The organism is Pseudomonas sp. 05N433 (assembly GCF_056396925.1).
This window is the reverse complement of the sequence record NZ_JBFTML010000027.1, coordinates 1-26,029: the sequence shown is the minus strand read 5'-3', so window position 1 is coordinate 26,029 and position 26,029 is coordinate 1. Positions and strand designations below refer to the sequence as shown.

Sequence of the window (26,029 nt, the reverse complement as noted above, 5' to 3'; positions counted from 1 at the left end):
CAGTCAGTAAACGAGGAGCAAGACATGAAACATTCAACGGCTGAAATCATCCGCGAATACGGGCCTTTTCCGGGCATCGACCATGTGCACGGCGTCACCCATGACGGTCAGCGTGTCTGGTTTGCCTCCGGCGACAAACTCAACGCCCTGGACCCGGCCAGCGGCAAAACCCTGAAATCGATCGATGTCGCCGCCCATGCCGGCACCGCCTTCGATGGCCAGCATCTGTTTCAGATCGCCGAGGATCGCATCCAGAAGATCGACCCGCAGACCGGCCGCGTGCTCTCCACCATCCCCGCACCCGGTGGCGGTGGCGACTCGGGGCTGGCGTGGGCCGAAGGCACGCTCTGGGTCGGTGAGTATCGCGAGCGCAAGATCCATCAGGTCGATCCCCAGACCGGAGCGGTGCTGCGCACCCTCGAATCCAACCGCTTTGTTACCGGGGTGACCTGGGTCGAGGGTGATCTGTGGCATGGCACCTGGGAAGGTGACGAGAGCGAGCTGCGACGAGTCGATCCGGCCACGGGCGAGGTGCTGGAGAGTGTCCAGATGCCAGCTGGCGTCGGCGTGTCGGGGCTTGAGTTCGATGGCCACGACCGGTTTTTCTGTGGCGGCGGCAACAGCGGGAAGGTGAGAGCCRTGCGCCGGCCAGAATGACAGGCTGCACCCAGCCCGTCAGAAGGTGAACGCTTGCGCCGAGCGTGAAGGACGCTGAGTCATCTCGATTTCCAGCAGATGCTCAACCAGCACATCATTCAAAAAGCGGAACTGATCGTTAAGCCCCACCACTTCGTTACTGAAGTGGTGGGTGGCCGCCGGCATCAGCAAGGTTTCGAATTGCTTGTCGAACACCAGCGCGACGGCTTTGCGAGAGACGACCTGTTGCGAATAGTAGTTGCTGCCGAACACCGGAAAGCTCACGGCGAGGTTGACGGAATAGATCATGATGTCGGCTCCTCGGTTTGACCGATATCCAGCACCAGGCGGGAAAACAGGGTCAGGGTGATGGCCGTCAGGGCCAGGCAGGTCAGAAGGTGGATCAACATGGTCTGCCCCTCCGATGCGGGGTTTGAGTGGCGATGAGTTGATCCTGCACCTGACGGTTTTTTTGCGGAAGGCATTCGCGGCGATGGTGAATATCGACGTGGATGATGGTGGCGTTCCTCGATGGACTTGCGGGTCTGCTCGCGCAGGTATTTTTGAGGGCGCTATCACACTTCCTGACGGACGGCCCCCAGCCCCGACCTATACTCAAATCAACATGCTTTTACGCGTCGAACGCTCCGTTCGACGCAGACTGTAGGACACTGCGATCTTGAACCTGCGTTCGCTGATCGTCGCTGTGTTGGTGGTACTGGCGGGATGCGTAACGACTGCGCGTGCCCCGGTAGTCGTGGCGCCGGTAGTGGTTTCCCAGAGCACCTGGCAGCAGGTTGACCAGGAAATTGTCGCGGCTTCGCAGCAGGCCACCGAACAGGCCAGGGTCTATGCCCGCGGATCCATGGAGCATTGGCGCACGCGGGTTTACGAACAGACCGAAGAAGTCTTCATTCCGTGGTTCAGCAGCTATTGGACCCAGGAATGGCTGTCGATGAAGGTCAGCTGGTACACCCTCAGTGCCGGGGGTGAGCAGGATGCCTCGGCCAAACGCCTGGCGGCCTATCTGTTGGAGCAATATCACCACAAAGTGCTGGACCCGGTAGCGGTGGAGATCGATCCCGACGAGATCCTCGGGCAGGCGACAGCGTATTACGTGCAAGCTCTCGGCCAGCAACTTCAGGTCATCTCCCAGCGTCATGGCGTGCCGATGGCGCAGCTCAACGACCGTATCCAGAAAATTCCGGCGATTTCGCTGGGACCGCCGCCCGCCCGTGACGCGTCGCTGTATCAGGTGGTGCACAGTGAACCGCTGACTAAGTTGCCGGCCTACGCGGCGTTGATCGACAAGATCCACACGGCAGGCGGTGAGAAGGGCATTGCCTCGACGGACGCCGGCATGACGCCAGTGGCCAAGCGCGCGAGTAAACGAATGGAAGCCGAAATGGCCCCACGAGGCGCGGCTGGTGCCGTGGCGGCAGCGGCGGGGAAACTGGCCGGGGCGGTGATTTCCCTGGGAGTGGCGGGGGTGCGTGCGGTTATTCAAGCCAACGACCGACCCGATAGCGAGGCGCTGATCCGCAGCAGCCTGGGCGACTCATTCGACAAGGCGTGGCTGAAGCTGGTGCAAAACCCTACCACCGGTGTCATGGCCGGAACGCTGTACATGGCCGGGCAAATCGAAGGCGGCTTGGCCCAGTCCCTGGCCCAGCCTGTTGCACAACCTGTTGCTCAGCCCGTCGAACCGTCGGTCGGCTTGGGTGCGGGAACTGTCGATTGGAGCCACGCTGGATCGACTACCCAGCAGATCAACCCATAACCCGAGGAGAATGATCATGGCTTACGTTGATGGCTTCGTCGCAGCGGTGCCCAAGGCCAACCGCGAAAAGTTCAAGAAACACGCGGAGTCCGCCGCCGCGATTTTCAAGGAAAACGGCGCGCTCAGCCTCGCTGAATGCTGGGGCGACGACGTGCCTGATGGCAAAGTGACGTCGTTTCCCATGGCGGTCAAACTCAAGGAAGACGAGACCGTGGTGTTTTCCTGGATCGTCTGGCCGGACAAGGCCACCCGTGACGCCGGCATGGCGAAACTGATGAGCGATCCGCGGATGCAACCGGACGTCAATCCGATGCCGTTCGACGGCCAGCGGGCGATTTTTGGCGGTTTCGAAATGCTCGTCAAAGCCTGAAGAGGCGGCAGGATCACTCCGGCGTCGGGGTGATCCTGCAGCTTTTGCGATTGCGAATCTCGCTGTCCGACGGCCGCTCCTTGATGAACTCGAAGCGCGGCTCGCCTTCGTTGTAATGAACCAGCCAGCCCCATTCCAGCTCGGACTCATCCTGGCCGGGCTTCGGTGGTACGGCCCACCATGGCTCTTTGCTGATGACCTGACGCATGGCGTCCTCCCGTCGATTCGGTTGCTTCAACTATAACGCGCATGCCGGCAGGTGCCAGAAATGGGCTTGCTGGCGGGGTATCCCTTTGTAAAATCAAAGGGTCCCCGAGCATTGAGGTGCCAGACATGAGCGATGAAACCCGCGAGCCGTTCAAACGGCTGTTTTTCGCCCTGAACTGCGCTCCCGAACAACGCCGGGCCATCGCCCAATGGCGCAGCGCGCTGGGGCTCAACGTCGGGCGCCCGGTGCCGGCGGAAAACTTTCATCTGACCCTGCTGTTTCTCGGCACGGTGGGCATGGCGCAAATAGCCGGTGTCTGCAAGGCCGCCGCCAATATCCGCACGTCCGGCGTGCCGTTGACGGTGGTGCTGGATCGGCTGGACGTCTGGCGTCGCTCCGGGGTGTTGCTGCTGGCGCCCGCGCAGGCGGCACCGGAGCTGCTGCGCCTGGTGTATGCGCTGGAGCAGGCCATGCTGCCGTTCGGTTTTGAAGACACCCATCGGGAATTCCGCCCGCATTTGACCCTGATGCGCGACTACCGGGCGCCGGTCCCCGAATCCGCGACGCCGCCCGAGTTTTACCTGCGCGCCGATCGATTCAGCCTGTTCGAGTCCCATAAAGGCCGATACATAGCGTTGGCCGAGTGGCCGCTGGTCGCTTCATAAGCCCACAAAAAAAGGCGCCCGAGGGCGCCTGAATTCACCTAAACCGAGGAAGCCAGGTGAAGCCGTTCTGCAGAGAGGAGTGCAGCGGTGGTAAGGCGCTGCGTGAACGGAAAAGAGAAAGCTGTAATGGATGATCGTTCCCACGCGGAGCATGGGGACGATCAGTGAGGCGGGATTACTTGCCCAGCTTCACCCGCGTCCAGCCCCGGGTCATGATCCGCTGGGTGGCGATTGGCATGTCAGGAATGGCATACAACGTCGCCATCACCGCTTGCGGCGGATACGACCCTGGGTCGTCGCGAATCGCTTCATCCACCAACGGCGTGGCCGCCGCGTTGGCATTGCTGTAGCCGATGCTGTTGGTGACTTCGGCGATGATGTCCGGGCGCATCAGGAAGTTCATGAACAGGTAGGCGTTGTCGACGTTGGCGGCGTCCCGAGGGATGGCGACCATGTCGTAAAAGCTGCCGGCGCCTTCTTTCGGGATGCTGTACTCGATCTTGACCTTGTCGCCGGCTTCCTGGGCGCGGGCCTTGGCTTGCAGTACGTCGCCGGAGTAACCGACGGCGACGCAGATGTTGCCGTTGGCCAGGTCGGAGATGTATTTCGACGAATGAAAGTAGGCCACCGATGGCCGGATCTTCATGAACAGCGCCTCGGCTTCGGTGATTTGCGCCTTGTCCCGGGAGTTCACCGGATAGCCCAGATAGTGCAGGGCAGCCGGAAGCATTTCCGTCGGTGAATCAAGAAAGCTGATGCCACAGGCTTTGAGCTTGGCGGCGTTTTCCGGTTTGAACAGCAAGTCCCAGGAGTTCACCGGGGCATCAGTGCCGAGCACTTCCTTGACCTTGGCCGGGTTGTAACCGATGCCGATCGAACCCCACATGTACGGGAAGGCGTGGCCGTTATCCGGGTCGCTGGCCGAGGCATTTTTCAGCAGCACCGGGTTGAGATTCTTCCAGTTCGGCAGCTTCGATTTGTCCAGTTCCTGATAGACCCCGGCCTTGATCTGCTTGGCCAGGAAACTGTTGGACGGCACCACGATGTCATAGCCCGATTTTCCCGCCAGCAGCCGTGCCTCAAGGGTTTCGTTACTGTCGAACACATCGTAGGTCACGCGGATACCGGTCTCGTCTTCGAACTTCTTGACGGTGTCCGGGGCGATGTAATCCGACCAGTTGTAGACGCGCAGTACCTTGTCATTGGCCTGGGCGCCAGCGGTGATTGCGCCCAATAAGGACAGTGTCAGCAGAGTCCTGCCAAACATTTTCATCGGTACAACTCCATTCTTTTTATTCAAATCGCATAAAACAAAAATGCGGTGAACACGAAACCTGTGGCTAGCGGACTTACCTGTGGCGAGGGAGCTTGCTCCCGCTGGGCTGCGTAGCGGCCCCAAAATTCTGGCAACCCATACCTATTTGTGAGTGCTGCGCACTCAAGCGCGAGCAAGCTCGCTCGCCACAGGTCAGTGCTCACTTGACAGTGGCACTAGACCGTCGCTTCTAGCATTTGCTTTTTCGGTTGTTGCCAGGACTCGCTGGCAGTCTGGTCCATCGCTTCCTGAATCGCTCGTTTGCGGGTGGCTTCGGCCCTGCGGCTGAAATACCAGACCATGAACGTGACAATCGACACCGCCAGCAGAATCAGGCTGGCCACGGCATTGATCTCAGGCTTCACGCCCAGGCGCACCGCCGAGAACACTTCCATCGGCAGGGTCGTCGACCCTGGCCCCGACACAAAGCTCGCCAACACCAAATCATCCAGCGACAAGGCAAACGACATCATGCCGCCGGCCGCCAGTGATGGCGCGATCATCGGAATGGTGATCAGGAAGAACACCTTGAGCGGCCGTGCACCGAGGTCCATGGCCGCTTCTTCGATCGACAAATCCAGCTCACGCAAGCGCGCCGACACCACCACCGCCACATAGGCTGCACAGAATGTGGTGTGAGCGATCCAGATGGTGACGATGCCGCGTTCCTGCGGCCAGCCGATCAACTGCGCCATGGCCACGAACAGCAGCAACAGCGATAGACCGGTGATCACTTCCGGCATCACCAGCGGCGCCGTCACCAAGCCACCGAACAGCGTACGGCCCTTGAAGCGCGTCACACGTGTCAGCACGAACGCCGCCAATGTACCGAGCGCCACCGCGGCAATCGCCGTGTAGCAGGCGATTTCCAGCGAGCGCACCACCGAGCCCATCAGTTGCGTGTTGTCGAGCAGGCCGACATACCACTTCACCGACCAGCCGCCCCACACCGTCACCAGCTTCGAGGCGTTGAACGAGTAGATCACCAGAATCAGCATCGGCAGGTAGATAAACGACAGGCCGAGCACCAGCATCAATCGTGAAAATCCGAAACGGTTCATCCCCGTCCCTCCATCTCTTTGGCCTGGCTACGGTTGAACAGCAGAATCGGCACAATCAGGATCGCCAGCATCACCACCGCCAGGGCGGACGCCACCGGCCAGTCGCGGTTGTTGAAGAACTCCTGCCACAGCACGCGGCCGATCATCAGGGTTTCCGGGCCACCCAACAGTTCCGGAATCACGAACTCACCGACCACCGGAATGAACACCAGCATGCAGCCTGCGATGATCCCGTTCTTGGCCAGCGGAACCGTGATTTTCCAGAAGTTGTTGAAGTTGCTTGAGCCCAGGTCCGACGCGGCTTCCAGCAGGCTGCCATCGTGCTTCACCAGGTTGGCGTACAGCGGCAGCACCATGAACGGCAGGTACGCGTAGACCACCCCGATGTACACGGCGGTGTTGGTGTTGAGGATCTCGATAGGCTGCGATGTGAGCCCGGTCCACATCAGGAAGGCATTGAGCAATCCGTTGTTGCTGAGGATGCCCATCCACGCATACACGCGGATCAGGATCGCGGTCCAGGTCGGCATCATGATCAACAGCAGCAAGACGTTTTGCGCTTCCTTGCTGGCCTTGGTGATCGCATAAGCCATCGGGAAACCGATCACCAGGCACATCAGCGTGCTTAAGAATGCGACCTTCAACGAGCCGAAGTAAGCCGAGATGTACAGCTCATCCTCGGTCAGCAGCGAGTAGTTGCCGAGGTTCAGCAGCAGCTGGAATTTCTGTTCGGCGAAGGTGTAAATCTCGGAGTAGGGCGGAATGGCCAGGGCTGCTTCCGAGAAGCTGATCTTCATCACCAGGAAGAACGGCAACAGGAAAAACAGGCACAGCCACAGGAATGGAATGCCGATGACCATTTTGCGGCCACTGGGCACCAGGCGCAGGAACTGCTGATTGAAGGTTCTCATGAGCGCAGTACCACGCCGCTGTCGTCTTCCCACCACACGTAGACCTGATCGTCCCATGTCGGGCGTGCGCCACGGCGTTCGGCGTTGGCCATGAACGACTGGACGATCTTGCCGCCAGGCAGCTCCACATAAAACACCGAGTGGCCACCGAGGTAGGCGATGTCATGCACCTTGCCTTCGGACCAGTTGTAGCGGGTCTCGGGCTTGAGGGTGCTGACCAGCATTTTTTCCGGGCGGATAGCGTAGGTGATCGACTTGTCCTGCACCGAGGTACTCACGCCGTGGCCGACGTAAATCTTCTGCGCAAGGTCCGGGCTGTGGATGATCGCGTGACCTTCCAGGTCTTCCACAACGGTGCCGTCGAAGGCGTTCACGTTGCCGATGAACTCGCAGACCATGCGGCTGACCGGTGCTTCATAGATGTCGACCGGGCTGCCGATCTGGGCGATCCAGCCCAGGTGCATGATCGCGATGCGCTCGGCCATGGTCATGGCTTCTTCCTGGTCGTGGGTCACCATCACGCAGGTCACGCCGACCCGCTCGATGATTTCCACCAGCTCCAGTTGCATCTGCGAACGCAGCTTTTTATCCAGTGCGCCCATCGGTTCATCGAGCAGCAACAGCTTCGGTCGCTTGGCCAACGAACGCGCCAGTGCCACACGCTGACGCTGACCGCCGGACAACTGATGCGGCTTGCGTTTGGCGTATTGGGTCATGTGCACCAGGCGCAGCATTTCTTCGACACGGGCGTCGATTTCGCTGGCGGGCAAACGGTCCTGCTTGAGGCCGAAGGCGATGTTCTGCGCCACCGTCATGTGCGGGAACAGCGCATAGGACTGGAACATCATGTTGATCGGCCGTTCGTAGGGCGGCATGTCAGTGATGTCGACACCGTCGAGCAGAATCCGCCCTTCGGTCGGGCGCTCGAAGCCGGCGAGCATGCGCAGCAGCGTCGATTTGCCCGAGCCGGAACCACCGAGCAAGGCGAAGATTTCGCCTTGATGGATTTCCAGGGACACATCGTCCACGGCGGTGGTTTCGTCGAATTTCTTGGTGACGCGGTCGACTTTCACCAGCACCTTTTTCGGTGCCTGGTGACTATCAAGAGCCTTCCTGTAGATGCTGGAGGCGTTTGCCATATGAAACTCCCAACAGGTTTCAGTCGTCGGGCCAACACGGCCTGACTTAAGAGTGGATTGCAAACCCGGGCCGGGCGATGCCATTGAATTCAACGCTTACCGCTCGGGCTTATTCGGCACCGCCGTCCTGGCTGCCTGGTCGTACTTGTTGTTATTGCGGTTCATCTATTACGTGAGCCACCGGCGCGCAAAGGCACGCCCGCCAGACTCACGGGGGCAGTCAATCGATTGGTAATGTCTGAAGTCAGCGCGTATTGCGCAGCGCCGCCCGTTGTCGGCACGCCTCGCCAAACGCCTGGAAAATACTCAAGTAAGGGGGATTCGAAAGCACCTGCCATTCCGGGTGCCATTGCACGCCGACGGCGAAGGTCTTGCTGTGCTCGACGGAGATCGCCTCGATCAAACCATCCGGCGCGATCGCCTCAGCGCGCAGGCCCGGTGCGAGTCGGTCGATGCCCTGGCTGTGAATCGAATTGACCTGGAATACCTGTGGCAGGTCCAGTGCTTCGAACACACCGCCCGGTTGCACATTCACTGCATGGGCCGCTGCGTACTGCACGGCCAGATCGGGACTGTCCGCTTCCCGGTGATCGAGCATGCCGGGCAGTTCGTGCACCTTCTGATGCAGGCTGCCGCCGAACGCCACGTTCATTTCCTGAAAGCCCCGGCAGAGGCCGAGCACCGGAACACCGGCGGCGATGGCTGCGCGCAATAAGGGCAGGGTGGTGGCGTCCCGTTGCGGATCGTGATCCGTACCGGGAGCACTGGCCGGGCCTTGATAGTGGAAAGGCTCCACATTCGACGGCGAGCCGGTCAGCAACAGACCGTCGAGCTGCGCGAGCAGCGCATCGGTTTCGGTCAGGTCGCCTAAGGAAGGAATGACCACTGGCAGCCCCAATGCCGCGACGCTGACAGCACGCAAGTACTTGTCGCCGCTGACGTGGTAGGGGTGCAGGCCAATCTGTTTGACGCACGCAGTAACGCCGATCAATGGCTTGAATGCCATTTTTATCACCTCGAAGTTTCACACTTGAACGAGCTTTTCCGGAGCTTAGCCTTGTTGATTTTAATTAACAACTCTCATGTAAAAAATTCTAAACGCCGAACGTCCGATGCTGAGGGTCTGCGCGGTGTGCAAGCCTGATATGGCACTCTGGCGCCCAAAAAAGGCCAGAAAATAAAGGCTGAAAGGCCATGTGTTCGCTATTGACTTCACTTTGCCGTTCGGGTTGACTGGCTCTCGCAAGTGAAGTGAACATAATAATTAACAGCTAATAGGTGCATCATGTCGGTCCCTCTGCGTGCCGTTCAACTCAACGAAGCAAACGCATTCCTTAAGCAACATCCTGAGGTTTTGTACGTCGACCTTCTGATTGCGGATATGAACGGCGTGGTGCGCGGCAAGCGCATCGAGCGCACCAGTCTCCACAAGGTCTACGAAAAAGGCATCAACCTGCCGGCGTCGCTGTTTGCCCTGGACATCAACGGTTCCACGGTGGAAAGCACCGGCCTGGGTCTGGACATCGGCGACTCGGATCGCATCTGCTATCCCATCCCCGATACCCTCAGCATCGAACCCTGGCAGAAGCGCCCGACCGCGCAGTTGCTGATGACCATGCACGAGCTCGAAGGCCAGCCGTTCTTTGCTGACCCGCGCGAAGTGCTGCGTCAGGTGGTGAGCAAGTTCGATGACATGGGCCTGACCATTTGCGCGGCGTTCGAACTGGAGTTCTACCTGATCGACCAGGACAACGTGAACGGTCGTCCGCAGTCGCCACGCTCGCCGGTGTCGGGCAAGCGTCCGCACTCGACGCAGGTGTACCTGATCGACGATCTGGACGAATACGTCGACTGCCTGCAAGACATCCTCGAGGGCGCGAAAGAGCAGGGCATCCCGGCTGACGCGATCGTCAAGGAAAGCGCCCCGGCGCAATTCGAAGTCAACCTGCATCACGTCTCCGACCCTATAAAGGCTTGCGACTACGCGGTGCTGCTCAAGCGTCTGGTGAAGAACATCGCCTACGACCACGAGATGGACACCACGTTTATGGCCAAGCCATATCCGGGTCAGGCGGGCAACGGGTTGCACGTGCACATTTCGATTCTCGACAAGCAAGGCAACAACATCTTCGCCAGCGAGGATCCCGAGCAGAACGCCGCGCTGCGACATGCGATCGGCGGTGTGCTCGAGACCCTGCCGGCGCAGATGGCGTTCCTCTGCCCGAACGTCAACTCCTACCGACGTTTCGGCGCGCAGTTCTACGTACCGAACTCGCCAAGCTGGGGCATCGACAACCGTACCGTGGCGGTGCGCGTACCCACCGGTTCGGCGGATGCCGTGCGCATCGAGCATCGTGTCGCCGGTGCCGATGCCAACCCGTACCTGCTGATGGCCTCGGTACTGGCCGGCATTCACCACGGCTTGACCAACGAAATCGAGCCGGGCGCCCCGGTTGAAGGCAATAGCTACGAGCAGAACGAGCAAAGCCTGCCGAACAACCTGCGCGACGCATTGCGTGAACTGGACGACAGCGAAGTCATGGCGCGCTACATCGACCCGCTGTACATCGACGTGTTCGTGGCGTGCAAGGAAAGCGAGCTGGCCGAGTTCGAGAACTCCATTTCAGACCTTGAGTACAACTGGTACCTGCACACGGTTTAACGGGGGCTGACACTAAACCTGTGGCGAGGGAGCTTGCTCCCGCTAGGTCGCGAAGCGACCCCTCCTTCTACCTGAAAAGAAGGGGMCTGCTGCGCAGTCCAGCGGGAGCAAGCTCCCTCGCCACAAGTTCTCATCGCTTGCCCATCGGTTAACACGATCACTTATTCCTCTGCGTAGAGTCACAACCATGACAAACACTCGCAGCGACTGGGAGCAACGCTTCCAGTCCTTGACACTAGAAGGCCGCGCATTCATCGACGGCCAATACTGCCCGGCAGTCAGTGGCGATACCTTCGAATGCATCAGCCCGGTCGACGGCCGCTTTCTGGCGAACATCGCCAGCACCGACGAAGCCGACGCCAATGCGGCAGTCACCGTCGCGCGTCGTGCATTTGAATCCGGCATCTGGGCGCGGTTGGCACCCGCAGAACGCAAGCGCATCTTGATTCGCTTCGCGGACTTGATCCTGGCCAACCAGGAAGAACTGGCGCTGCTGGAAACCCTCGACATGGGTAAACCGATCAGCGATTCCATGGCCATCGACATTCCAGCGGCCGCCAACGCGATCCGCTGGAGCGCCGAAGCCATCGACAAGATCTACGACGAAGTCGCCGCCACGCCGCACGACCAATTGGGCCTCATCACCCGTGAACCCGCAGGTGTGGTCGCCGCGATCGTGCCGTGGAACTTCCCGCTGATCATGGCCAGCTGGAAGTTCGCCCCAGCCTTGGCGGCAGGCAACTCGTTCATCCTCAAGCCCTCGGAAAAATCACCACTGACGGCGATCCGCATCGCGCAACTGGCCCTCGACGCCGGCATCCCCAAAGGCGTGTTCAACGTGTTGCCGGGCTTCGGTCACACCGTCGGCAAGGCGCTGGCGTTGCACATGGACGTCGACGTGCTGGCCTTCACTGGCTCCACCGCGATTGCCATGCAACTGATGATCTACGCCGGGCAAAGCAACATGAAGCGCGTGTGGCTGGAGGCGGGCGGCAAGAGCCCGAACGTGGTGTTCGCCGACGCGCCGGACTTGCGCGCAGCGGCTCGGGCAGCGGCCAGTGCGATTGCCTTCAACCAGGGCGAAGTCTGCACCGCCGGCTCGCGCCTGCTGGTGGAGCGCTCGATCCGCGAGCAGTTCATTCCGTTGCTGGTGGAAGCGCTGCAAGCCTGGAAACCGGGGCATGCGCTCGACCCTGAAACCACCGTCGGCGCCGTCGTCGATCAGCGCCAATTGGACAATGTGCTGCGCTACATCCAGGTCGGCAAAGACCAGGGCGCGCAACTGATTGCTGGCGGCAGTCGCACCCTCGAAGGCACCGGTGGCCTGTATGTGGAGCCAGCGATATTCGACGGCGTGACCAACGCCATGACCATCGCCCGGGAAGAAATCTTCGGCCCGGTGCTGTCGCTGATCACCTTTGACACCGCTGAAGAAGCGCTGCAGATCGCCAACGACAGCATCTTCGGCCTCGCCGCCGGCGTCTGGACCAGCAACCTCAGCAAGGCGCACACCTTCGCTCGCGGCTTGCGCGCCGGCAGTGTCTGGGTCAACCAGTACGACGGCGGCGACATGACCGCGCCGTTCGGCGGGTTCAAGCAGTCGGGTAACGGTCGGGACAAATCGCTGCACGCGTTCGACAAGTACACCGAACTCAAAGCGACCTGGATCAAGCTCTGACACCTTTACAGCGGCGGTCGCCGGCACATGCCGGCGGCCCTCGGAGAAATGTATGAAGCACACCCATGTAAACAGCTACTACGCCGCAACCCGCAACCAGACCGGCGATTACCCGATTCTTGAAGAATTGGTGGAATGCGACGTCTGCGTGATCGGCGCTGGCTACACCGGCCTGTCCTCGGCGCTGTTCCTCAGCGAAGCGGGCTATAGCGTAACGGTACTGGAAGCCGCCAAAGTCGGCTTCGGCGCCAGCGGTCGCAACGGCGGCCAACTGGTCAACTCCTACAGCCGCGACGTCGATGTGATCGAAGAGCGCTACGGCGACAAGACCGCCGAAGTCCTTGGTAGCATGATCTTCGAAGGCGCCGACATCATCCGTTCGCGCATCAAGGAGTACGACATCAAATGCGATTACCGCCCCGGCGGCATCTTCGCAGCGCTGAACAAGAAGCAACTCAACGGCCTGGCCGAGCAGAAGCGTAACTGGGAACGCTACGGCAACAACAACCTGAAAATGCTCGACGCCTCGGACATCCAGCGCGAAGTCGGTTGCGACAACTACGTCGGCGGCTTGCTGGACATGCAGGGCGGCCACATCCACCCGCTGAACCTGGCCCTYGGCGAAGCCGCTGCGATCATTCGCCTGGGCGGCAAAATCTACGAACAATCCGCCGCCGTGGACATCTCCTACGGCGAGCCAATCACCGTGCGCACCGCCAAAGGCGTGGTGCGGGCCAAGTACCTGCTGATCGCCGGCAACGCCTACCTGCCGCAAGACCTCGACAACCGCGTGACCCGCAAAAGCATGCCCTGCGGTTCGCAAATCGTCGTCACCGAGCCGTTGTCGGAGAAGGTCGCCCGCAGCCTGATCACCAATAACTACTGCGTCGAAGACTGCAATTACCTGCTCGACTACTACCGCCTCACCGCCGACAACCGCCTGCTGTACGGCGGCGGCGTGGTCTACGGCGCCCGCGAGCCGGACGACATCGAACAACTGATCCGCCCGAAGATCCTCAAGACCTTCCCGCAATTGAAGGACGTGAAAATCGACTACCGCTGGACCGGCAACTTCCTGCTGACCATGTCGCGCATGCCGCAATTCGGCCGCATCGAGAAAAACGCCTACTACATGCAAGGCTACAGCGGCCACGGCGTCACCTGCTCGCACCTGGCCGGCAAACTGATCTCGGAAATGATTCGCGGCGACGCCGAACGCTTCGACGCCTTCGCCTCCCTGCCACACATGCCGATGCTCGGCGGCCGCACTTTCCAGGCCCCACTCACCGCCATGGGCGCGGCGTATTACGCCTTGCGAGACCGCTTCGGCATCTAGGTTGAACCTGCCGGYGGTCTCCGCCGGCCAAGGCTACGCATCACTCCTGTGGCGAGGGGGCTTGCCCCCGTTCGGCTGCGAAGCAGTCGTAAAATCAGCCCATTCGGTGTATCTGATACGCCGCGTGGGCAGGTTTTGRGGCCGCTTCGCGACCCAACAGGGGCAAGCCCCCTCGCCACAGTTTCTAAACCAGAACTGACTGACATCAGAAGCCGACAGCTTTTTTGCCAGCCGTTTATCGAACCTGCTGAGCAACACCCACAAACGTGATTTAATACCCGCCTTCCACGGTTCCGGGACGGGAAACGGCGTAATCCGCGGCCACCAGTCGCCCGCCACCCACCCCCATTACCCCTTAAGTAGTTCTCACATAAGGCTGTCATGGACACGGGCTCACGACTCAAATTAGTACGCGAAAGCTACAAACTGTCCCAGCGCGAGCTGGCCCGGCGTAGCGGCGTCACCAATGCCACCATCTCCCTGATCGAACAGAATCGCGTCAGTCCCTCCGTCAGCTCCCTCAAAAAACTGCTCGAAGGCATCCCCATGTCCTTGGCGGACTTCTTTACCTTTGATCAGCCGCCACGCGAGCATCAGTACGTGTTTCGCGCCAATGAACAGCCAGATCTCGGGCGTCATGGGCTGCGGTTGTTGCTGATTGGCGCTTCGGTGCCGAGTCGGCAGATGCGGCTGTTGCGCGAGCAGTACGCGCCTGGGGCGAGTTCGGGGGAAGAGCCGATTGTGCACGCTGAAGGGGAGGAGTGTGGGCTGGTTACCCGTGGCACGGTTGAGTTGACGGTGGATGGGCAGATTAGTGTGTTGAATGCCGGGGATGGGTATTACTTCCCGACGACGTTGCCGCATCGGTTTCGCAATATTGGGGCGGATGAGGCTGAAATCATCAGCGCCAACACCCCGGCTAACTTCTGATACCTGAAGCAGACATTAAACCTGTAACTACCTCCGGCGGGGCGACCACTACTTTCGGTCGCCCCTACCAGCGATTACCACTCCATGCCTCAGGTGAGGGCGTCCGCGACGCCGTTCAAAGTGACTTCAAGTAGTCGAGAAGCTGTGACCGTTGGATGTCATTGAGCTTGCCCACGCCATAGTCATGGCCTGCGTTGCTATTGCCCTCAAGCTTGGTGTCGAAAAGAAACCAGTTCTTGTCCGATTTCTCGGTCTTGAATCCAACTTTTTTGTCATCGAACTCATTGGTCCCTGTATAAAAAGTCGAGGGGCGCTGGTGGGGTGGCAGGAGAAGGTCGTTGAGGGTCGGTACAGAGCCGTTATGCAAATAGGGAGCGGTGGCCCAGATGCCGGTCAGGGGTCTTGCTTTATAGGCGAGAAGAGGAACGGTAGAGCTGGCACGGTAGCAGTTGTATAGCCGTAGCGCTTTCTCATCCAAACGACTGAACAGGGCACGGTCCTTGAAGCCAGGGACTTTTTGAGGTTTGGTATCTATACCAAGCAATCCATCGAAAGCCAGTTCGGCGACATCGCGTCCTTTACCCAGTAATGTCTCCAGGACGGTCACACCCAGCATGTTGTAGAGCAGGTCATTTGACTTGATGGTTCCTGATTTATCGACTTTGGAATAACCCGTCAACACTCCCGCATCCGCTTTAAATTGATAGGCATTGCACGCCATCCAGGGATCCGTGCCAATGGTCGAGTCTTGTGGGCTCTGGGCATTGAAATTGTCATTCGCAGAGATTGGAATCATGACCGCTGTGATGGCCGTGGTGAGATCGTCTCTAACAATATGGGTATGGCAGCCGGAACAATTGTCCTTAAACAATTTGGCGCCAAGCGCAAGGTCGTTTGGCAACTGCCCAGGCCACCGCGGAGGCTTCAGGCTATAAAGAGAACGCTCTAGAACATCCAGATTTTTCACATTCACACTGGAGACAAACCCTGCCTTGGCCGCAGATTCTTTAACCGGTCGAACGTCGGCGAACACACCGATGGCCTCTCCAGCATTACGCCCCAGACCTCCAGCATCCAGGCCGCCGTCATTTTTAATCGAAGGGAGTTGGTCTTTACTGACCATTCCGTTCCATTGGAGGACGTTGTGTTGATGCGTATTCCAGAGAAATGGATAACTCACCGGCGCATCAGAGGGGTTAGGGGTAGGCGGTTTCGCTTGGGTGACTTGACTGATTTTGTTGAGAATGTGGCCCACGGCATCAAGGCGACCTGGGCCATATTGCAGATCTGTGGCATTCAGTGTCTCGTTTTGGGCATAAAACGCATTCAAGCTATCCAGGGATTTTTTCAACCGTTGGCGATTCCCTTTCGACAGATCATCACCCAGGACGCTCTTTGCAAAGCGTTCAAATTTTTCAGGGTCGGAAGCCGTTTTGCTCAAGGCCTCTCTAAAATATTTAAAGAAATTTTGAAAGTCGGCGTTCGTTGGCCCGCCATTGATCACAAGATTCTGCTCTTCAAATTTGATCTGAGCCGTGTGACAAGCAGAACAGTTCATCCCCACCCACGGTTCTCTCGACCCTTGTCCAAAAAACCAGCGGAGTTTCGTGAAAGACAACTTGCTGTCGTGACTGTCATCCAAAACGAAACCCATCGGCAACGTAAAGCGCTTACCGTTATAAGACGGACGATAAGGCGTGTAACCGTAGGCGGAGATCGTTTTGTCACTCATGAACTTCTCCTCTGAACCAGGCTCTTCCAATGCAAGCGCCCAGGAGAGAGGGAGAATTCTCGATCCTTGTGAAAGTTCAAGCCAATTGGACTGGGTGGTGTCACTCCATCCCTGATCCAGAATGTCGGCAGCCTGAGCCATGGAATGAGCGCCGAAAAACAACAATGCAGCGCAGGCAAACGGGGGGGCTTTTAACGTGTTCATCAGATTCCCTTCTATTTGTAATTCCTGTTGAGACCCATCACGTTGGTAGCCAATAGCTACCAGCCATGAGTGTAGCCACAAAAAATACGGCTCTTTAATTTTGTTCCATGTCCCGTACCCGGACAGAGCCCGGGTTGTTCATTACGTAAAAAAGACCTTGCCGTTTGGCACTCGGCTTTTTCTCTGCGGACTACAGCGCCTTGGTGTTGTGAGCATTTTTCTACACCACATCAGGAAACGTCCTGCGCTCTCATCGGAAGCGCCCGATTTAGCCATTACAAGTCATCCCTTAACCTCCTCGAATGAATCCATTCATTGACGTCAAAATAGTGGCCATCTAATATCGCGCCACTATTGTGCTATCAGTCTCCATTCGAGGGATCGAACATGTATCCACCCGCCCTCGTGGCGAGGTTGTGCCTGGCTTTGCTGTGCCTTTCTCCGCTGAATCTTGCTCACRCTGCCCCCACCCCCGGTGAAACCGATCTGATCCGCGAACGTCAGGATCGCTTGCTCGACGAGCAGCGTCGGCGTCTCGAGGAGCTCAAGGAATTACCCGGCAAGGCAGCCAAACCCGCGCCTGCGACGGCCCCGGCCGACGCCCGTTGTTTCCCCATCAAGGACATCGAGCTCAAAGGCGCCGACAGTCTTTCGGACGGCGAGAAAAATCGCCTGCTCAAGCCTTACATCGGTCAGTGCCTGGGCGTTACACAGCTCAACGAGTTGCTGAAAGTCATCACCGATCACTACATCGAAAAAGGCCTGGTCACCAGCCGTGCCTACTTGCCGCAGCAGGACTTGTCCGGCGGGCATTTGAAGGTGCTGGTGGTCGAGGGCCGGCTCGAAGGGTTGAAGGGCGCGGAGGGCAGCCAGCTGTCGGAGCGCGAACTGGGGATGGCTTTCCCCGGCCAGAGCGGGGAGCTGGTCAATCTGCGGGAAATCGAGCAGATGGTGGATCAGCTCAACCGCTTGCCGTCGAATCAGGCGCAGATGGAGTTGTCCCCGGGCAAGAACGTCGGTGGCAGCGAGGTGCTGGTCAAGAACACCCCGCAGAAGCCGTGGCGTGTCGGGTTGTCGCGCAGTAACGACGGCCAGCGCAGCACCGGCGAACAGCAGTGGGGCACGACGTTTGACTGGGACAGCCCGCTGGGCCTGGCCGATCAGTTGATGCTGCGCGGCGGTCATGATGCGGTGAGCGATCACCTGCACACCTCCAACAACGCGCTGCTCAATTACAGCGTGCCGTGGGGCTGGTGGAACTTCAGTTACACCTACAGCCAGAGCGAGTACCGCTCGCAAGCCCAGGCCAACGGTTTCAATTTCAAGCAGACCGGCGACAGCGAAAACCATCAGTTGCGCGCCGAGCGGGTGATCCATCGCGACGCCCTGAGCAAGACCTCCCTCAGCACCGGCCTGTCGTACCTGCGCACCAACAACTTCATCGAAGACAGCAAGCTCAAGCTGAGCAGCAACCGCATCAGCGAAGCGCAGTTCGGCATCAACCACGGTCGGCGGGTCGGCAGTGCCTTCGTCAACCTCGACCTGGGCATGCAACAAGGCATCGGCGCGTTCGACGCCCAGGGTAACGGCGATCCGGGCCCCGGCGAGCCGAACGCGCGTTACCGCAAATACACCGCCACCGCGAGTTATCTGCAGCCGTTCAAGCTGTGGGGCGAGTCCTTCAGTTTCAGCAGCCTGATGACCGGCCAGCGCAGTGAAGACGTGCTGTTCAGCCCGCAACGCACCAGCCTCGGCGGGCAGTCGTCGATCCGTGGCTATAAGGACCAGTCGTTGTCCGGTGACAGCGGCGGCTACTGGCGCAACGAACTGCGCTGGAGCCATCCGATCACTTTGGAATGGCTGCGCCCGGTGTTCGCCGAGTACGGCACCAGCCTCGGTTACGACCAGGGCGTGATCCGTGGCGACCGCTATAACGGCGATCAGCACGGGCGCATGTCCAGCAACTCGGTCGAGTTGTTCGCCCGAGGTCAGCACCTGGCCGCCAGCGTGACCTTTGCCCATTCCCTGGAACGTCCGGACACCCTGACCGAGCGCGAAGCGCCGATCTATTTCCGCCTGGATATCTTCCTCTAATTTCGCTGCATCGGGACCTTTCACATGGACGTTCGCCACTACGCTTTTCTCGCTCGCCAACCTTCTGCCGCCGTGAAAACCCGCGAGCACTTCCTGGGCATGCCCAAGCGCGGACTGGCGTTCCTGTTGGCCAACGTGATGTTCTGGCAACCGATGTGGGCGCAGGCCGATGGCATCGTCGTGGCTACACCGGGCACCAGCCTCGGTCAGGCGGGCAATGGCGTGCCGATCATCCAGATCGCCACCCCCAACGGCACCGGTCTGTCGCATAACCAGTTTCAGGATTACAACGTCGGCACCCAAGGCGTCATCCTCAACAACGTCGCCGCGCAGACCGGCGCGACGCAACTGGGCGGCATCATCGTCGGCAACCCCAACCTGACCAACCGGGCCGCGGCGCAAACCATCCTCAACGAAGTCGTCGGTGGCAGCCCGAGCCAGTTGCGCGGTTACACCGAAGTGGCGGGGCAATCGGCGCGGGTCATCGTCGCCAACCCCTACGGCATCAGCTGCAACGGTTGCGGTTTCATCAACACGCCACGCGTGACGTTGACCACCGGCAAACCGGTGCTCGACAACGGTCGACTGGATCGCTTTCAGGTCGATCAGGGCAGCGTCACGATTGATGGCGCCGGGCTCAATGCCAACAACGTCGACAGCTTCGAAATCATCACCCGCAGCGCGAAGATCAACGCCGAGATTCAGGCGAAAAACCTGACCATCGTCGCCGGTCGCAACGACGTCAATGCCGACAACCTCAACGCCACCGCCCGCGCCGATGACGGCAGCGCCAAGCCGCAACTGGCCATCGACTCATCGGCCTTGGGCGGGATGTACGCCGGGGCGATCAAACTGGTCGGCACCGAGGCCGGGGTCGGGGTGAAACTCGATGGCAACCTCGCGGCCAGTGGTGGCGATATTCAGATCGATGCCAATGGCCATCTGAGCCTGGCGCAGACTTCTGCTGCCGGTGCGGTGAATGTCAAAGCCGCCAGCCTTGATGCCCAAGGCCCGGTTTATGCCGGCACCTCCGTCAACGTACAAACCCAAGGCAACCTGACAAACCAGCAAACCCTTGCGGCGCGAGACAGCATCGTTCTGAGTGCCGGTGGTGTGCTGACCAACAACAGCATCATCGAAGCCGGGGTCAATGCTGACACCAGCCGTAACGCCACGGGTGATGTGAGCCTGAGCGCGCAGAATCTCAACAACAGCGGCAAAAGCGTGGTTGCCAGTCGCAATCTCACCGCGAATACCGCGCAGACCCTGACTAACCAGGGCGGTACGCTGAGCGCCGGGCAAACCGCCAACATCACCGCCGGGACCCTGGATAACCAGAACAAAGGTCGGGTGTTGAGTAACGGCAGTCTCAATCTCGCGGCCAATCAGGTCCTCAATGGCAATGGTCTGATTACCAGTACCGGTAATCTCAACGCCACCCTTGGTTATCTGAACAATCGCGCTGGCGAACTCTCGAGCCTGGCCGCCGCGACGTTGCGCATGGCGACTCTGGATAACGTGGCAGGGCTGGTGAACGCCGGTCAGGCCTTGAGCATCACCGCCACGGCGACGGTGAATAATCAGGGCGGCAAACTCACCAGCCTCGACGCCCTGAGCCTCAATGCCGGCAAGGTCGATAACAGCAGCGGGGGCCGGATTGCCAGCAACAAAGCGCTGACCGCCAGTGTCGCCAGTCTCGATCAGCATGATGGTGGGCAGCTCACCAGCGCTACGTCGTTGGCGCTGGATCTGAATCACGGCGAGCTGAACAACCAGAACGGTTTGATTAACGCCCCGTTGCTGGTGCTAAAAAACCTCGCGCAAGTGGACAACCGCAACGGCGAAATTTCCAGTGCCCAAGCGTTCACGCTGGCGGCCGACAGCCTCGACAACAGCAACGGCAAACTGCTCGGCAACCAGGCCGTGACCCTGCGCGTGCAGCAGTCCCTGACCAACGTCAAAGGCGTGGTCGCGGCGCAAAGCGTCGATGTACAGGCCGGAAGCCTGAACAACAACGAGGGCACCCTTACCAGCCGCACCAATCTCGATCTTCGGGTTACCGGCCAGCTCGATAACCAGGACAAGGGGCTGATCAACGCCACCCAAAACCTGAACATCAACGCGGCGAGTTTGAACAATCAGAACGGCGGCTCGTTGCTCGGCAGCGCCATTACCATCGACTTCAGCGGCGCCATGGGCGACCTGAACAACGCCAACGGCCTGATCACCACCACCGGTCAACTGAGCATCCGCAACCTGCGGGACTTGAACAACCGCAGCGGTGAACTCTCCAGCAGCCAAAGCTACACGCTGAAGGGTCGCAACCTGGACAACAGCGACGGCAAACTCATCAGCCGTCAGCAACTGGACCTCACCGCCGATACCACCACTAACCTCCATGGACTGATTTCCGGTTGGCAAAGCCTGAGACTTCTAGGCGGCAGCCTCGACAACCGTAATGAGGGCACCTTGTCGAGCCGCGACGGTGACGTGCTGGTGGACCTCACCGGCGCTGTGCGTAACAGCAACGCAGGCGCTCTGGTCAGTAACGGCACGTTGAAGGTCACGGCGGCCAGCCTCGACAACAGCGACAACGGCATTCTTTCCAGTGCCGGTGCGCAAACTTTCGTCATTGCCGGAACACTGAATAACGCCCAGGGTGGTTTGATCGACAGCGGCGCCGCTCTGGATATCCAGGCCCAAACCCTCAGCAACGCCAATGCAACCATCAATGCCCAGCAGGACATCAGCTTCACCGGTACCGATCTGAACAACAGCGCCGGTACCTTCGCGGGCAAGGGCGCGATCACCCTCGATCTGCTCGGCACCCTGACCAATACCAGCGGCAAACTGGCGAGCAACGGCCCGCTGGTGATTCAGCGCACGCAGCAGGTCGACAACCAGGGCGGCCAGCTTGCAAGCCAGGCTTTGCTGAGCCTGTTGACCGGTGGCCTCGATAACCGCAATGGCGGCACTGTCGCGGCCAGTGAATTGTTGACGATCACGGCCAGTGGCGTCGTACAGAACAGCGCCAACGGTCAGATCTTCAGCAGCAACGCCGGCCTGACACTCAACGCCGCCAGCATCGACAACGCCAAGGGCACCCTGCAAAGCCAGGGCGACCTGACGGTGAAAACCGGCGGCGCCATCGATAACCAGAGCGGGCGCATCGTTGCCAAGGGCGGCAACCTCGACATCACCGCCGCCAGCCTCGACAGCCGTGGCGGTGTGCTCTCCAGCCTGCAAGGCGCCTTCAGCAGCCATATCACTGGCGTACTGCGCAACGGCTATGACCTGAACAATAACCGTCAGGGCGGGGTCATTCAGGCCCAGAGCATGAACCTCAAGGCACTGGCCGGCCTCGACAACTATGGCGGGCGTATCACCGCGCAAACCGGTGACGCCATCGTCGACACCGGCACCAACGGCAACTTCGACAACCGCAATGGCGGCCTCTACGCCAAGGGTCGGGTCAGCGTCACCGGCAATAACTTCGACAACAGCGGCGACAACGACGGGCAGATCGGCGGGCAACAGATCGACCTGAGCCTGCGCGGTGCATTGAACAACCGCCTGGGCATCATCGAAAGTGAAAGCACGCTGACCATCACCGYCGCCAGCCTCGACAACCAGACCGGTCAACTTCGCGCACTGGGCGACAATGGTAAAACCGCGTTCTCCATCGGGGGCCTGTTCGACAACCGCAATGGCACCGTGGAATCCGCCAACACCAACCTGACCCTCACTGCCGGTAGTTTGCTGAACGTCAGCGGCAACGTGCTGCACGTCGGTACCGGTATTTTCGACATCGCCACCGGTCAACTCGGCAGCGCCGGCGGCACCTTCGTCACCCGTGGCAGCCTGACGCTCAACGCCGACAGCTGGACCAACAGCAGCGTGATCCAGGCCGATCGCCTGACCGTCAACGTCAACAGCCTCAATCAGACATCCGGCGGCCAATTGTTGGCGGTCAGCCAATTGACCGGCAACGGCGGCAATTGGAATAACGATGGCTTGATCGCCAGCGATGGCAAACTCAATCTGACCCTCTGGGGCAACTACAGCGGCAATGGTCGCACCAGCAGCCTCGGTGATCTGACACTCAAAGCCAATCAACTGACCCTCAACGCGGCGACCAGCATCGCCGGTGGTGGCAACACCACGGTTAACATCAATGGCGAGTTGAACAACCAGGGCCGTTTGACCTCCAGCGGCGACCTGATCATCAGCGCCGCCAACCTTAACAACTACGGCACGATCGGTTCCGGTAAAGACCTGACCCTCACCACCGGCGCACTGCTCAACAGCCGCGGCCTGATTTCCAGCGGCGGCGATATGCGGCTGCTGCTGTCCAGCTTCACCAACGCCTATGGCCAGGTCTATGGCCTGAGCAACGTGCATATCGGCCGGGACCGCGACAGCGGCAAGGCCGACTTGCTGGACAACCGTTCCGGCGATATCTACAGCGCGCAGGACCTGACCATCAATGCCCTGACCGTGAACAACGTACGGGACATTCTGGAATACACCGCGCATGAGAAAAGCTCGGTGGTTATCACCGAGCTGGATTGCAATCTGATCCCGATTGCGGGGTGCGACTTCCGCAGCGGTTCGCGTCGTAACGGCCATTGGGAGATTGCCGAGACCGACCGCCTAAAGGTCTCTGACAGCAGCGAGGCTGCGAGTCTGACCAGCGGCGGCGACATGACGATCAACGCTCAGGCGTTGAACAACACCAGCAGCACCATCGCGTCCACAGGCAACATCACCGTCACTGCCGACACGATCAATAACACCGGCCTGCAAGAGCAGGACATCATCACCAAGCGCACATTCTGGAACTACGTCGACCAAATCTTCGCCACGGTGCCCGCGGCGGCGGCTTTCAACGATAAAAACAGTCCGACACCCTCGGCCACTGTCGAGTCGGATCTGAGCTATTTCATCAGCCTGCTGGGCGGCGGCATGCTGACCGAAAGCACCACCACGGTAGCGGGCTCCGGCAGTTCCTATGATGCGGTGATCCAGGCCGGCGGCAACATTTCACTCAACGCGACGCAAACCATCGACAACAGTGTGGTGCGTCCTTATTACAGCTACGTCGCTGGTGGAAAGACCAACACTGACACGGGGGCCGGCAACGGCTACTCCACGCCGGTAACTATCAACGCGCAACTGTCGCCGGATCTGGCCCAGCAACAAGTCAACCCGCTCACGCTTCCCGGCTTCAACCTGCCCACCAGCCAGAACGGTCTGTTCCGTCTGAGCCAGGAAGGCAGCAGCGCCCCGACCTCGACCGGCCCGCAGAGCTGGACGCTTAGCGGCGGCAAAGTCACCGCCGGTGCATCGTCTACGCCGGTCACCCTCAACCGTGTCCAAGGTCTGCCAAGCAACGCCGGCAAATCCCAACCGCACAAATACCTGATCGAAACCAACCCGGTACTCACCGACCTCAAGCAATTCATGAGTTCGGACTACCTGCTGTCCGGCCTGGGCTACAACCCCGACCAGAGCGCCAAGCGCCTGGGCGACGGCCTCTACGAGCAGAAACTGATCCAGCAAGCCGTGGTCGCCCGCACCGGCCAGCGCTTCATCGACGGCCAGACCTCGGACGAGGCGGTTTTCAAGTACCTGATGAACAACGCCATCGCCAGCAAGGATGCGTTGAACCTCAGCCTCGGCGTCACCCTCACCGCACAGCAAGTCGCGGCCCTGACCCACGACATCGTCTGGCTCGAAGAACACGAAGTGAACGGCGAAAAAGTCCTGGTGCCGGTGCTGTACCTGGCCAACGCCAACAACCGCCTCGCCGCCAACGGCGCGTTGATCCAGGGCAGCGACGTGACCCTGATCGCGGGCAAAGACCTGAACAACGCCGGCACCCTGCGCGCCAGCCAGAACCTGGAGGCGACGGCCAAAAAAGACCTGGTCAGCAGCGGGTTGGTGGAGGCGGGAGAGCGGTTGGACTTGCTCGCCACCAATAATTTGACCAACAAGGCGGGGGGGATCATTGCCGGGCGGGACGTGACGCTCAAGGCCACGAACGGCGACGTCGTCAACGAACGCACGGTGACCTCCCACGACAGCAGCGTCGGCGACTACAGCCATGCGCGCGACTTCGTGGACAGCGCCGCCCGCATCGAGGCCGCCAACAAACTGGTGATCAACGCCGGGCGCGACGTCCTGAATACCGGTGGTGTATTGAAAAGCGGTGGCGACATGACCATCGATGCCACGCGCGACGTCAGCATCACTGCTGTGGAAGAGCGCCACTCCGACAGCCGTACCGACTTCCTCGACTCAACCCTCACCCAGCACGGCGCCAGCGTCAGCGCGGGCGGTGGCCTGACGGTCAATTCCGGCGGCGACGTGACCGTGGTGGCGAGCAAGCTCGACGCCAAGGGCGACGTGACGATAGACGCCAAGGGCGACCTGCTGTTCGCCACCGCCGCCGACGAACAACACAGCTACTTCAAGGACAAAAAAGAAACCCGGCAGGAAGACCACGTCAGCCAGATCGGCACCACGCTGGAGGCCGGCGGCAAACTCACCCTCAAGTCCGGCAAGGACATGACCCTGATCGCCAGCGACATCAGCGCCGGCAAAGAAGCCTACCTGCACGCCGACGGCGACCTGCAACTGCTGGCCGCGCAGGATCGCGACTACACGCTGTACGACATGAAAAAAAGCGGCAGCTGGGGCAGTAAAAAGACCCAGCACGATGAAGTGACGCAGATCACCCACATTGGTACGCAGATCAAGTCCGGTGGTGACCTGACGTTGTCCAGTGGTGGGGATCAGCGGTATCAGGTGGCGAAGCTCAATAGTGATCAGGACATCATTCTCGACAGTGGTGGAAACATCACGTTTGAAGGTGTGAAGGACCTGCATGACGAGAGCCATACCAAGAGTGATGGCGACGCCTTCTGGACCTCATCGAAAGGCAAGGGCAACACYGACGAGACATTGCGCCAGACCCAGATGATTGCCAAAGGCAACATCACGATCAAGGCCGTCGAAGGTCTGCGAATCGACCTCAAAGAGGTGAATCAGCAAAGCGTTAGCCAGACCATTGATGCGATGGTCAAAGCAGACCCGCAACTGGCCTGGCTGAAGCAAGCCGAAGCACGGGGCGATGTGGACTGGAGGCAGGTCAAGGAGATTCATGAGTCGTTCAAGTATGAAACCTCAGGGCTTGGGCCGGCTTCTCAGCTCATCATTGCGATTGTCATGGCCGCTATTGTCGGCCCCGCCGCGCTGAGCGCTTTTGCCAGCATGGGGACTATCGGAGCCGCAGGCCTTGCCGCC

At 59.9% G+C, this 26,029-nt stretch carries 18 protein-coding genes; 10 read left to right on the top strand and 8 right to left on the bottom strand.

Features of this window, described 5'->3' with window-relative positions:
* The first annotated feature begins 24 nt into the window (after nt 1-24).
* The gene (locus AC1DIS_RS15810) at nt 25-657 is read left to right on the top strand and encodes a Vgb family protein (RefSeq protein WP_477780964.1); all 633 of its coding nucleotides are present in this window, start codon (nt 25-27) and stop codon (nt 655-657) included.
* 18 nt (nt 658-675) lie between these two features.
* Here AC1DIS_RS15810 and AC1DIS_RS15805 read toward each other — a convergent pair whose 3' ends face one another.
* The gene (locus AC1DIS_RS15805) at nt 676-945 is read right to left on the bottom strand and encodes a hypothetical protein (RefSeq protein ID WP_064618498.1); all 270 of its coding nucleotides are present in this window, start codon (nt 943-945) and stop codon (nt 676-678) included.
* A gap of 370 nt (nt 946-1,315) precedes the next feature.
* Here AC1DIS_RS15805 and AC1DIS_RS15800 point away from each other — a divergent pair, with 370 nt between their 5' ends.
* Entirely contained in the window at nt 1,316-2,416 is a 1,101-nt protein-coding gene (locus AC1DIS_RS15800; protein WP_018930097.1) for a hypothetical protein, read from the top strand.
* 16 nt (nt 2,417-2,432) lie between these two features.
* Entirely contained in the window at nt 2,433-2,786 is a 354-nt protein-coding gene (locus tag AC1DIS_RS15795; RefSeq protein WP_018930098.1) for a DUF1428 domain-containing protein, read from the top strand.
* 13 nt (nt 2,787-2,799) lie between these two features.
* On the opposite strand, the gene AC1DIS_RS15790 is transcribed toward AC1DIS_RS15795, so the two are convergent.
* Nucleotides 2,800-2,994 carry a hypothetical protein gene (locus AC1DIS_RS15790; protein ID WP_018930099.1) on the bottom strand — a complete coding sequence of 65 codons (195 nt, stop codon included), beginning with the start codon at nt 2,992-2,994 and terminating at the stop codon, nt 2,800-2,802.
* A gap of 125 nt (nt 2,995-3,119) precedes the next feature.
* On the opposite strand from AC1DIS_RS15790, the gene thpR reads away from it, so the two are divergent.
* Complete coding sequence (thpR, locus tag AC1DIS_RS15785) at nt 3,120-3,659, top strand: RNA 2',3'-cyclic phosphodiesterase (RefSeq protein ID WP_477744461.1); 540 nt, start codon at nt 3,120-3,122, stop codon at nt 3,657-3,659.
* A 175-nt stretch (nt 3,660-3,834) separates the two neighbouring features.
* Here thpR and AC1DIS_RS15780 read toward each other — a convergent pair whose 3' ends face one another.
* From AC1DIS_RS15780 to AC1DIS_RS15760, 5 genes are all read right to left on the bottom strand, one after another.
* Complete coding sequence (locus tag AC1DIS_RS15780) at nt 3,835-4,932, bottom strand: polyamine ABC transporter substrate-binding protein (protein ID WP_018930101.1); 1,098 nt, start codon at nt 4,930-4,932, stop codon at nt 3,835-3,837.
* A 218-nt stretch (nt 4,933-5,150) separates the two neighbouring features.
* Nucleotides 5,151-6,035: an ABC transporter permease subunit gene (locus AC1DIS_RS15775; RefSeq protein ID WP_477744460.1), complete on the bottom strand. Its 885-nt coding sequence runs from the start codon at nt 6,033-6,035 to the stop codon at nt 5,151-5,153.
* Nucleotides 6,032-6,913 (bottom strand): ABC transporter permease subunit, encoded by an 882-nt coding sequence (locus AC1DIS_RS15770; RefSeq protein WP_167331203.1) that lies wholly within the window; start codon nt 6,911-6,913, stop codon nt 6,032-6,034. The genes AC1DIS_RS15775 and AC1DIS_RS15770 overlap by 4 nt, the downstream gene beginning before the upstream one ends.
* Before the next feature lie 29 nt (nt 6,914-6,942).
* Nucleotides 6,943-8,085, bottom strand: a complete 1,143-nt coding sequence (gene potA, locus AC1DIS_RS15765; protein ID WP_477744459.1) for a polyamine ABC transporter ATP-binding protein — start codon at nt 8,083-8,085, stop codon at nt 6,943-6,945.
* Between the two features lie 244 nt (nt 8,086-8,329).
* Complete coding sequence (locus AC1DIS_RS15760; protein WP_477744458.1) at nt 8,330-9,091, bottom strand: gamma-glutamyl-gamma-aminobutyrate hydrolase family protein; 762 nt, start codon at nt 9,089-9,091, stop codon at nt 8,330-8,332.
* 279 nt (nt 9,092-9,370) lie between these two features.
* On the opposite strand from AC1DIS_RS15760, the gene AC1DIS_RS15755 reads away from it, so the two are divergent.
* From AC1DIS_RS15755 to AC1DIS_RS15740, 4 genes are all read left to right on the top strand, one after another.
* Nucleotides 9,371-10,747 carry a glutamine synthetase family protein gene (locus tag AC1DIS_RS15755; RefSeq protein ID WP_018930106.1) on the top strand — a complete coding sequence of 459 codons (1,377 nt, stop codon included), beginning with the start codon at nt 9,371-9,373 and terminating at the stop codon, nt 10,745-10,747.
* Between the two features lie 187 nt (nt 10,748-10,934).
* The gene (locus AC1DIS_RS15750; RefSeq protein WP_477744457.1) at nt 10,935-12,425 is read left to right on the top strand and encodes an aldehyde dehydrogenase; all 1,491 of its coding nucleotides are present in this window, start codon (nt 10,935-10,937) and stop codon (nt 12,423-12,425) included.
* A 52-nt stretch (nt 12,426-12,477) separates the two neighbouring features.
* The gene (locus AC1DIS_RS15745) at nt 12,478-13,761 is read left to right on the top strand and encodes an NAD(P)/FAD-dependent oxidoreductase (protein ID WP_477744456.1); all 1,284 of its coding nucleotides are present in this window, start codon (nt 12,478-12,480) and stop codon (nt 13,759-13,761) included.
* 381 nt (nt 13,762-14,142) lie between these two features.
* Nucleotides 14,143-14,691 (top strand): cupin domain-containing protein, encoded by a 549-nt coding sequence (locus tag AC1DIS_RS15740; protein WP_008011722.1) that lies wholly within the window; start codon nt 14,143-14,145, stop codon nt 14,689-14,691.
* 115 nt (nt 14,692-14,806) lie between these two features.
* On the opposite strand, the gene AC1DIS_RS15735 is transcribed toward AC1DIS_RS15740, so the two are convergent.
* Nucleotides 14,807-16,627 carry a di-heme-cytochrome C peroxidase gene (locus tag AC1DIS_RS15735; protein WP_477744455.1) on the bottom strand — a complete coding sequence of 607 codons (1,821 nt, stop codon included), beginning with the start codon at nt 16,625-16,627 and terminating at the stop codon, nt 14,807-14,809.
* Nucleotides 16,628-17,014: 387 nt separating this feature from the next.
* Here AC1DIS_RS15735 and AC1DIS_RS15730 point away from each other — a divergent pair, with 387 nt between their 5' ends.
* Entirely contained in the window at nt 17,015-18,721 is a 1,707-nt protein-coding gene (locus AC1DIS_RS15730; RefSeq protein ID WP_477780963.1) for a ShlB/FhaC/HecB family hemolysin secretion/activation protein, read from the top strand.
* A 24-nt stretch (nt 18,722-18,745) separates the two neighbouring features.
* Nucleotides 18,746-26,029, top strand: a 7,284-nt coding sequence (locus AC1DIS_RS15725) for a two-partner secretion domain-containing protein (protein ID WP_477780962.1), incomplete at its 3' end; no start/stop codon positions are given.

Bases quoted from the DNA above. Each gene is read 5' to 3' on its own strand.
- potA (WP_477744459.1), bottom strand. From the start codon at position 8,085: ATGGCAAACGCCTCCAGCATCTACAGGAAGGCTCTTGATAGTCACCAG.
- AC1DIS_RS15780 (WP_018930101.1), bottom strand. From the start codon at position 4,932: ATGAAAATGTTTGGCAGGACTCTGCTGACACTGTCCTTATTGGGCGCA.
- AC1DIS_RS15735 (WP_477744455.1), bottom strand. From the start codon at position 16,627: ATGAACACGTTAAAAGCCCCCCCGTTTGCCTGCGCTGCATTGTTGTTT.
- AC1DIS_RS15750 (WP_477744457.1), top strand. From the start codon at position 10,935: ATGACAAACACTCGCAGCGACTGGGAGCAACGCTTCCAGTCCTTGACA.
- AC1DIS_RS15740 (WP_008011722.1), top strand. From the start codon at position 14,143: ATGGACACGGGCTCACGACTCAAATTAGTACGCGAAAGCTACAAACTG.
- AC1DIS_RS15805 (WP_064618498.1), bottom strand. From the start codon at position 945: ATGATCTATTCCGTCAACCTCGCCGTGAGCTTTCCGGTGTTCGGCAGC.
- AC1DIS_RS15795 (WP_018930098.1), top strand. From the start codon at position 2,433: ATGGCTTACGTTGATGGCTTCGTCGCAGCGGTGCCCAAGGCCAACCGC.
- AC1DIS_RS15755 (WP_018930106.1), top strand. From the start codon at position 9,371: ATGTCGGTCCCTCTGCGTGCCGTTCAACTCAACGAAGCAAACGCATTC.
- AC1DIS_RS15775 (WP_477744460.1), bottom strand. From the start codon at position 6,035: ATGAACCGTTTCGGATTTTCACGATTGATGCTGGTGCTCGGCCTGTCG.
- AC1DIS_RS15790 (WP_018930099.1), bottom strand. From the start codon at position 2,994: ATGCGTCAGGTCATCAGCAAAGAGCCATGGTGGGCCGTACCACCGAAG.
- thpR (WP_477744461.1), top strand. From the start codon at position 3,120: ATGAGCGATGAAACCCGCGAGCCGTTCAAACGGCTGTTTTTCGCCCTG.
- AC1DIS_RS15760 (WP_477744458.1), bottom strand. From the start codon at position 9,091: ATGGCATTCAAGCCATTGATCGGCGTTACTGCGTGCGTCAAACAGATT.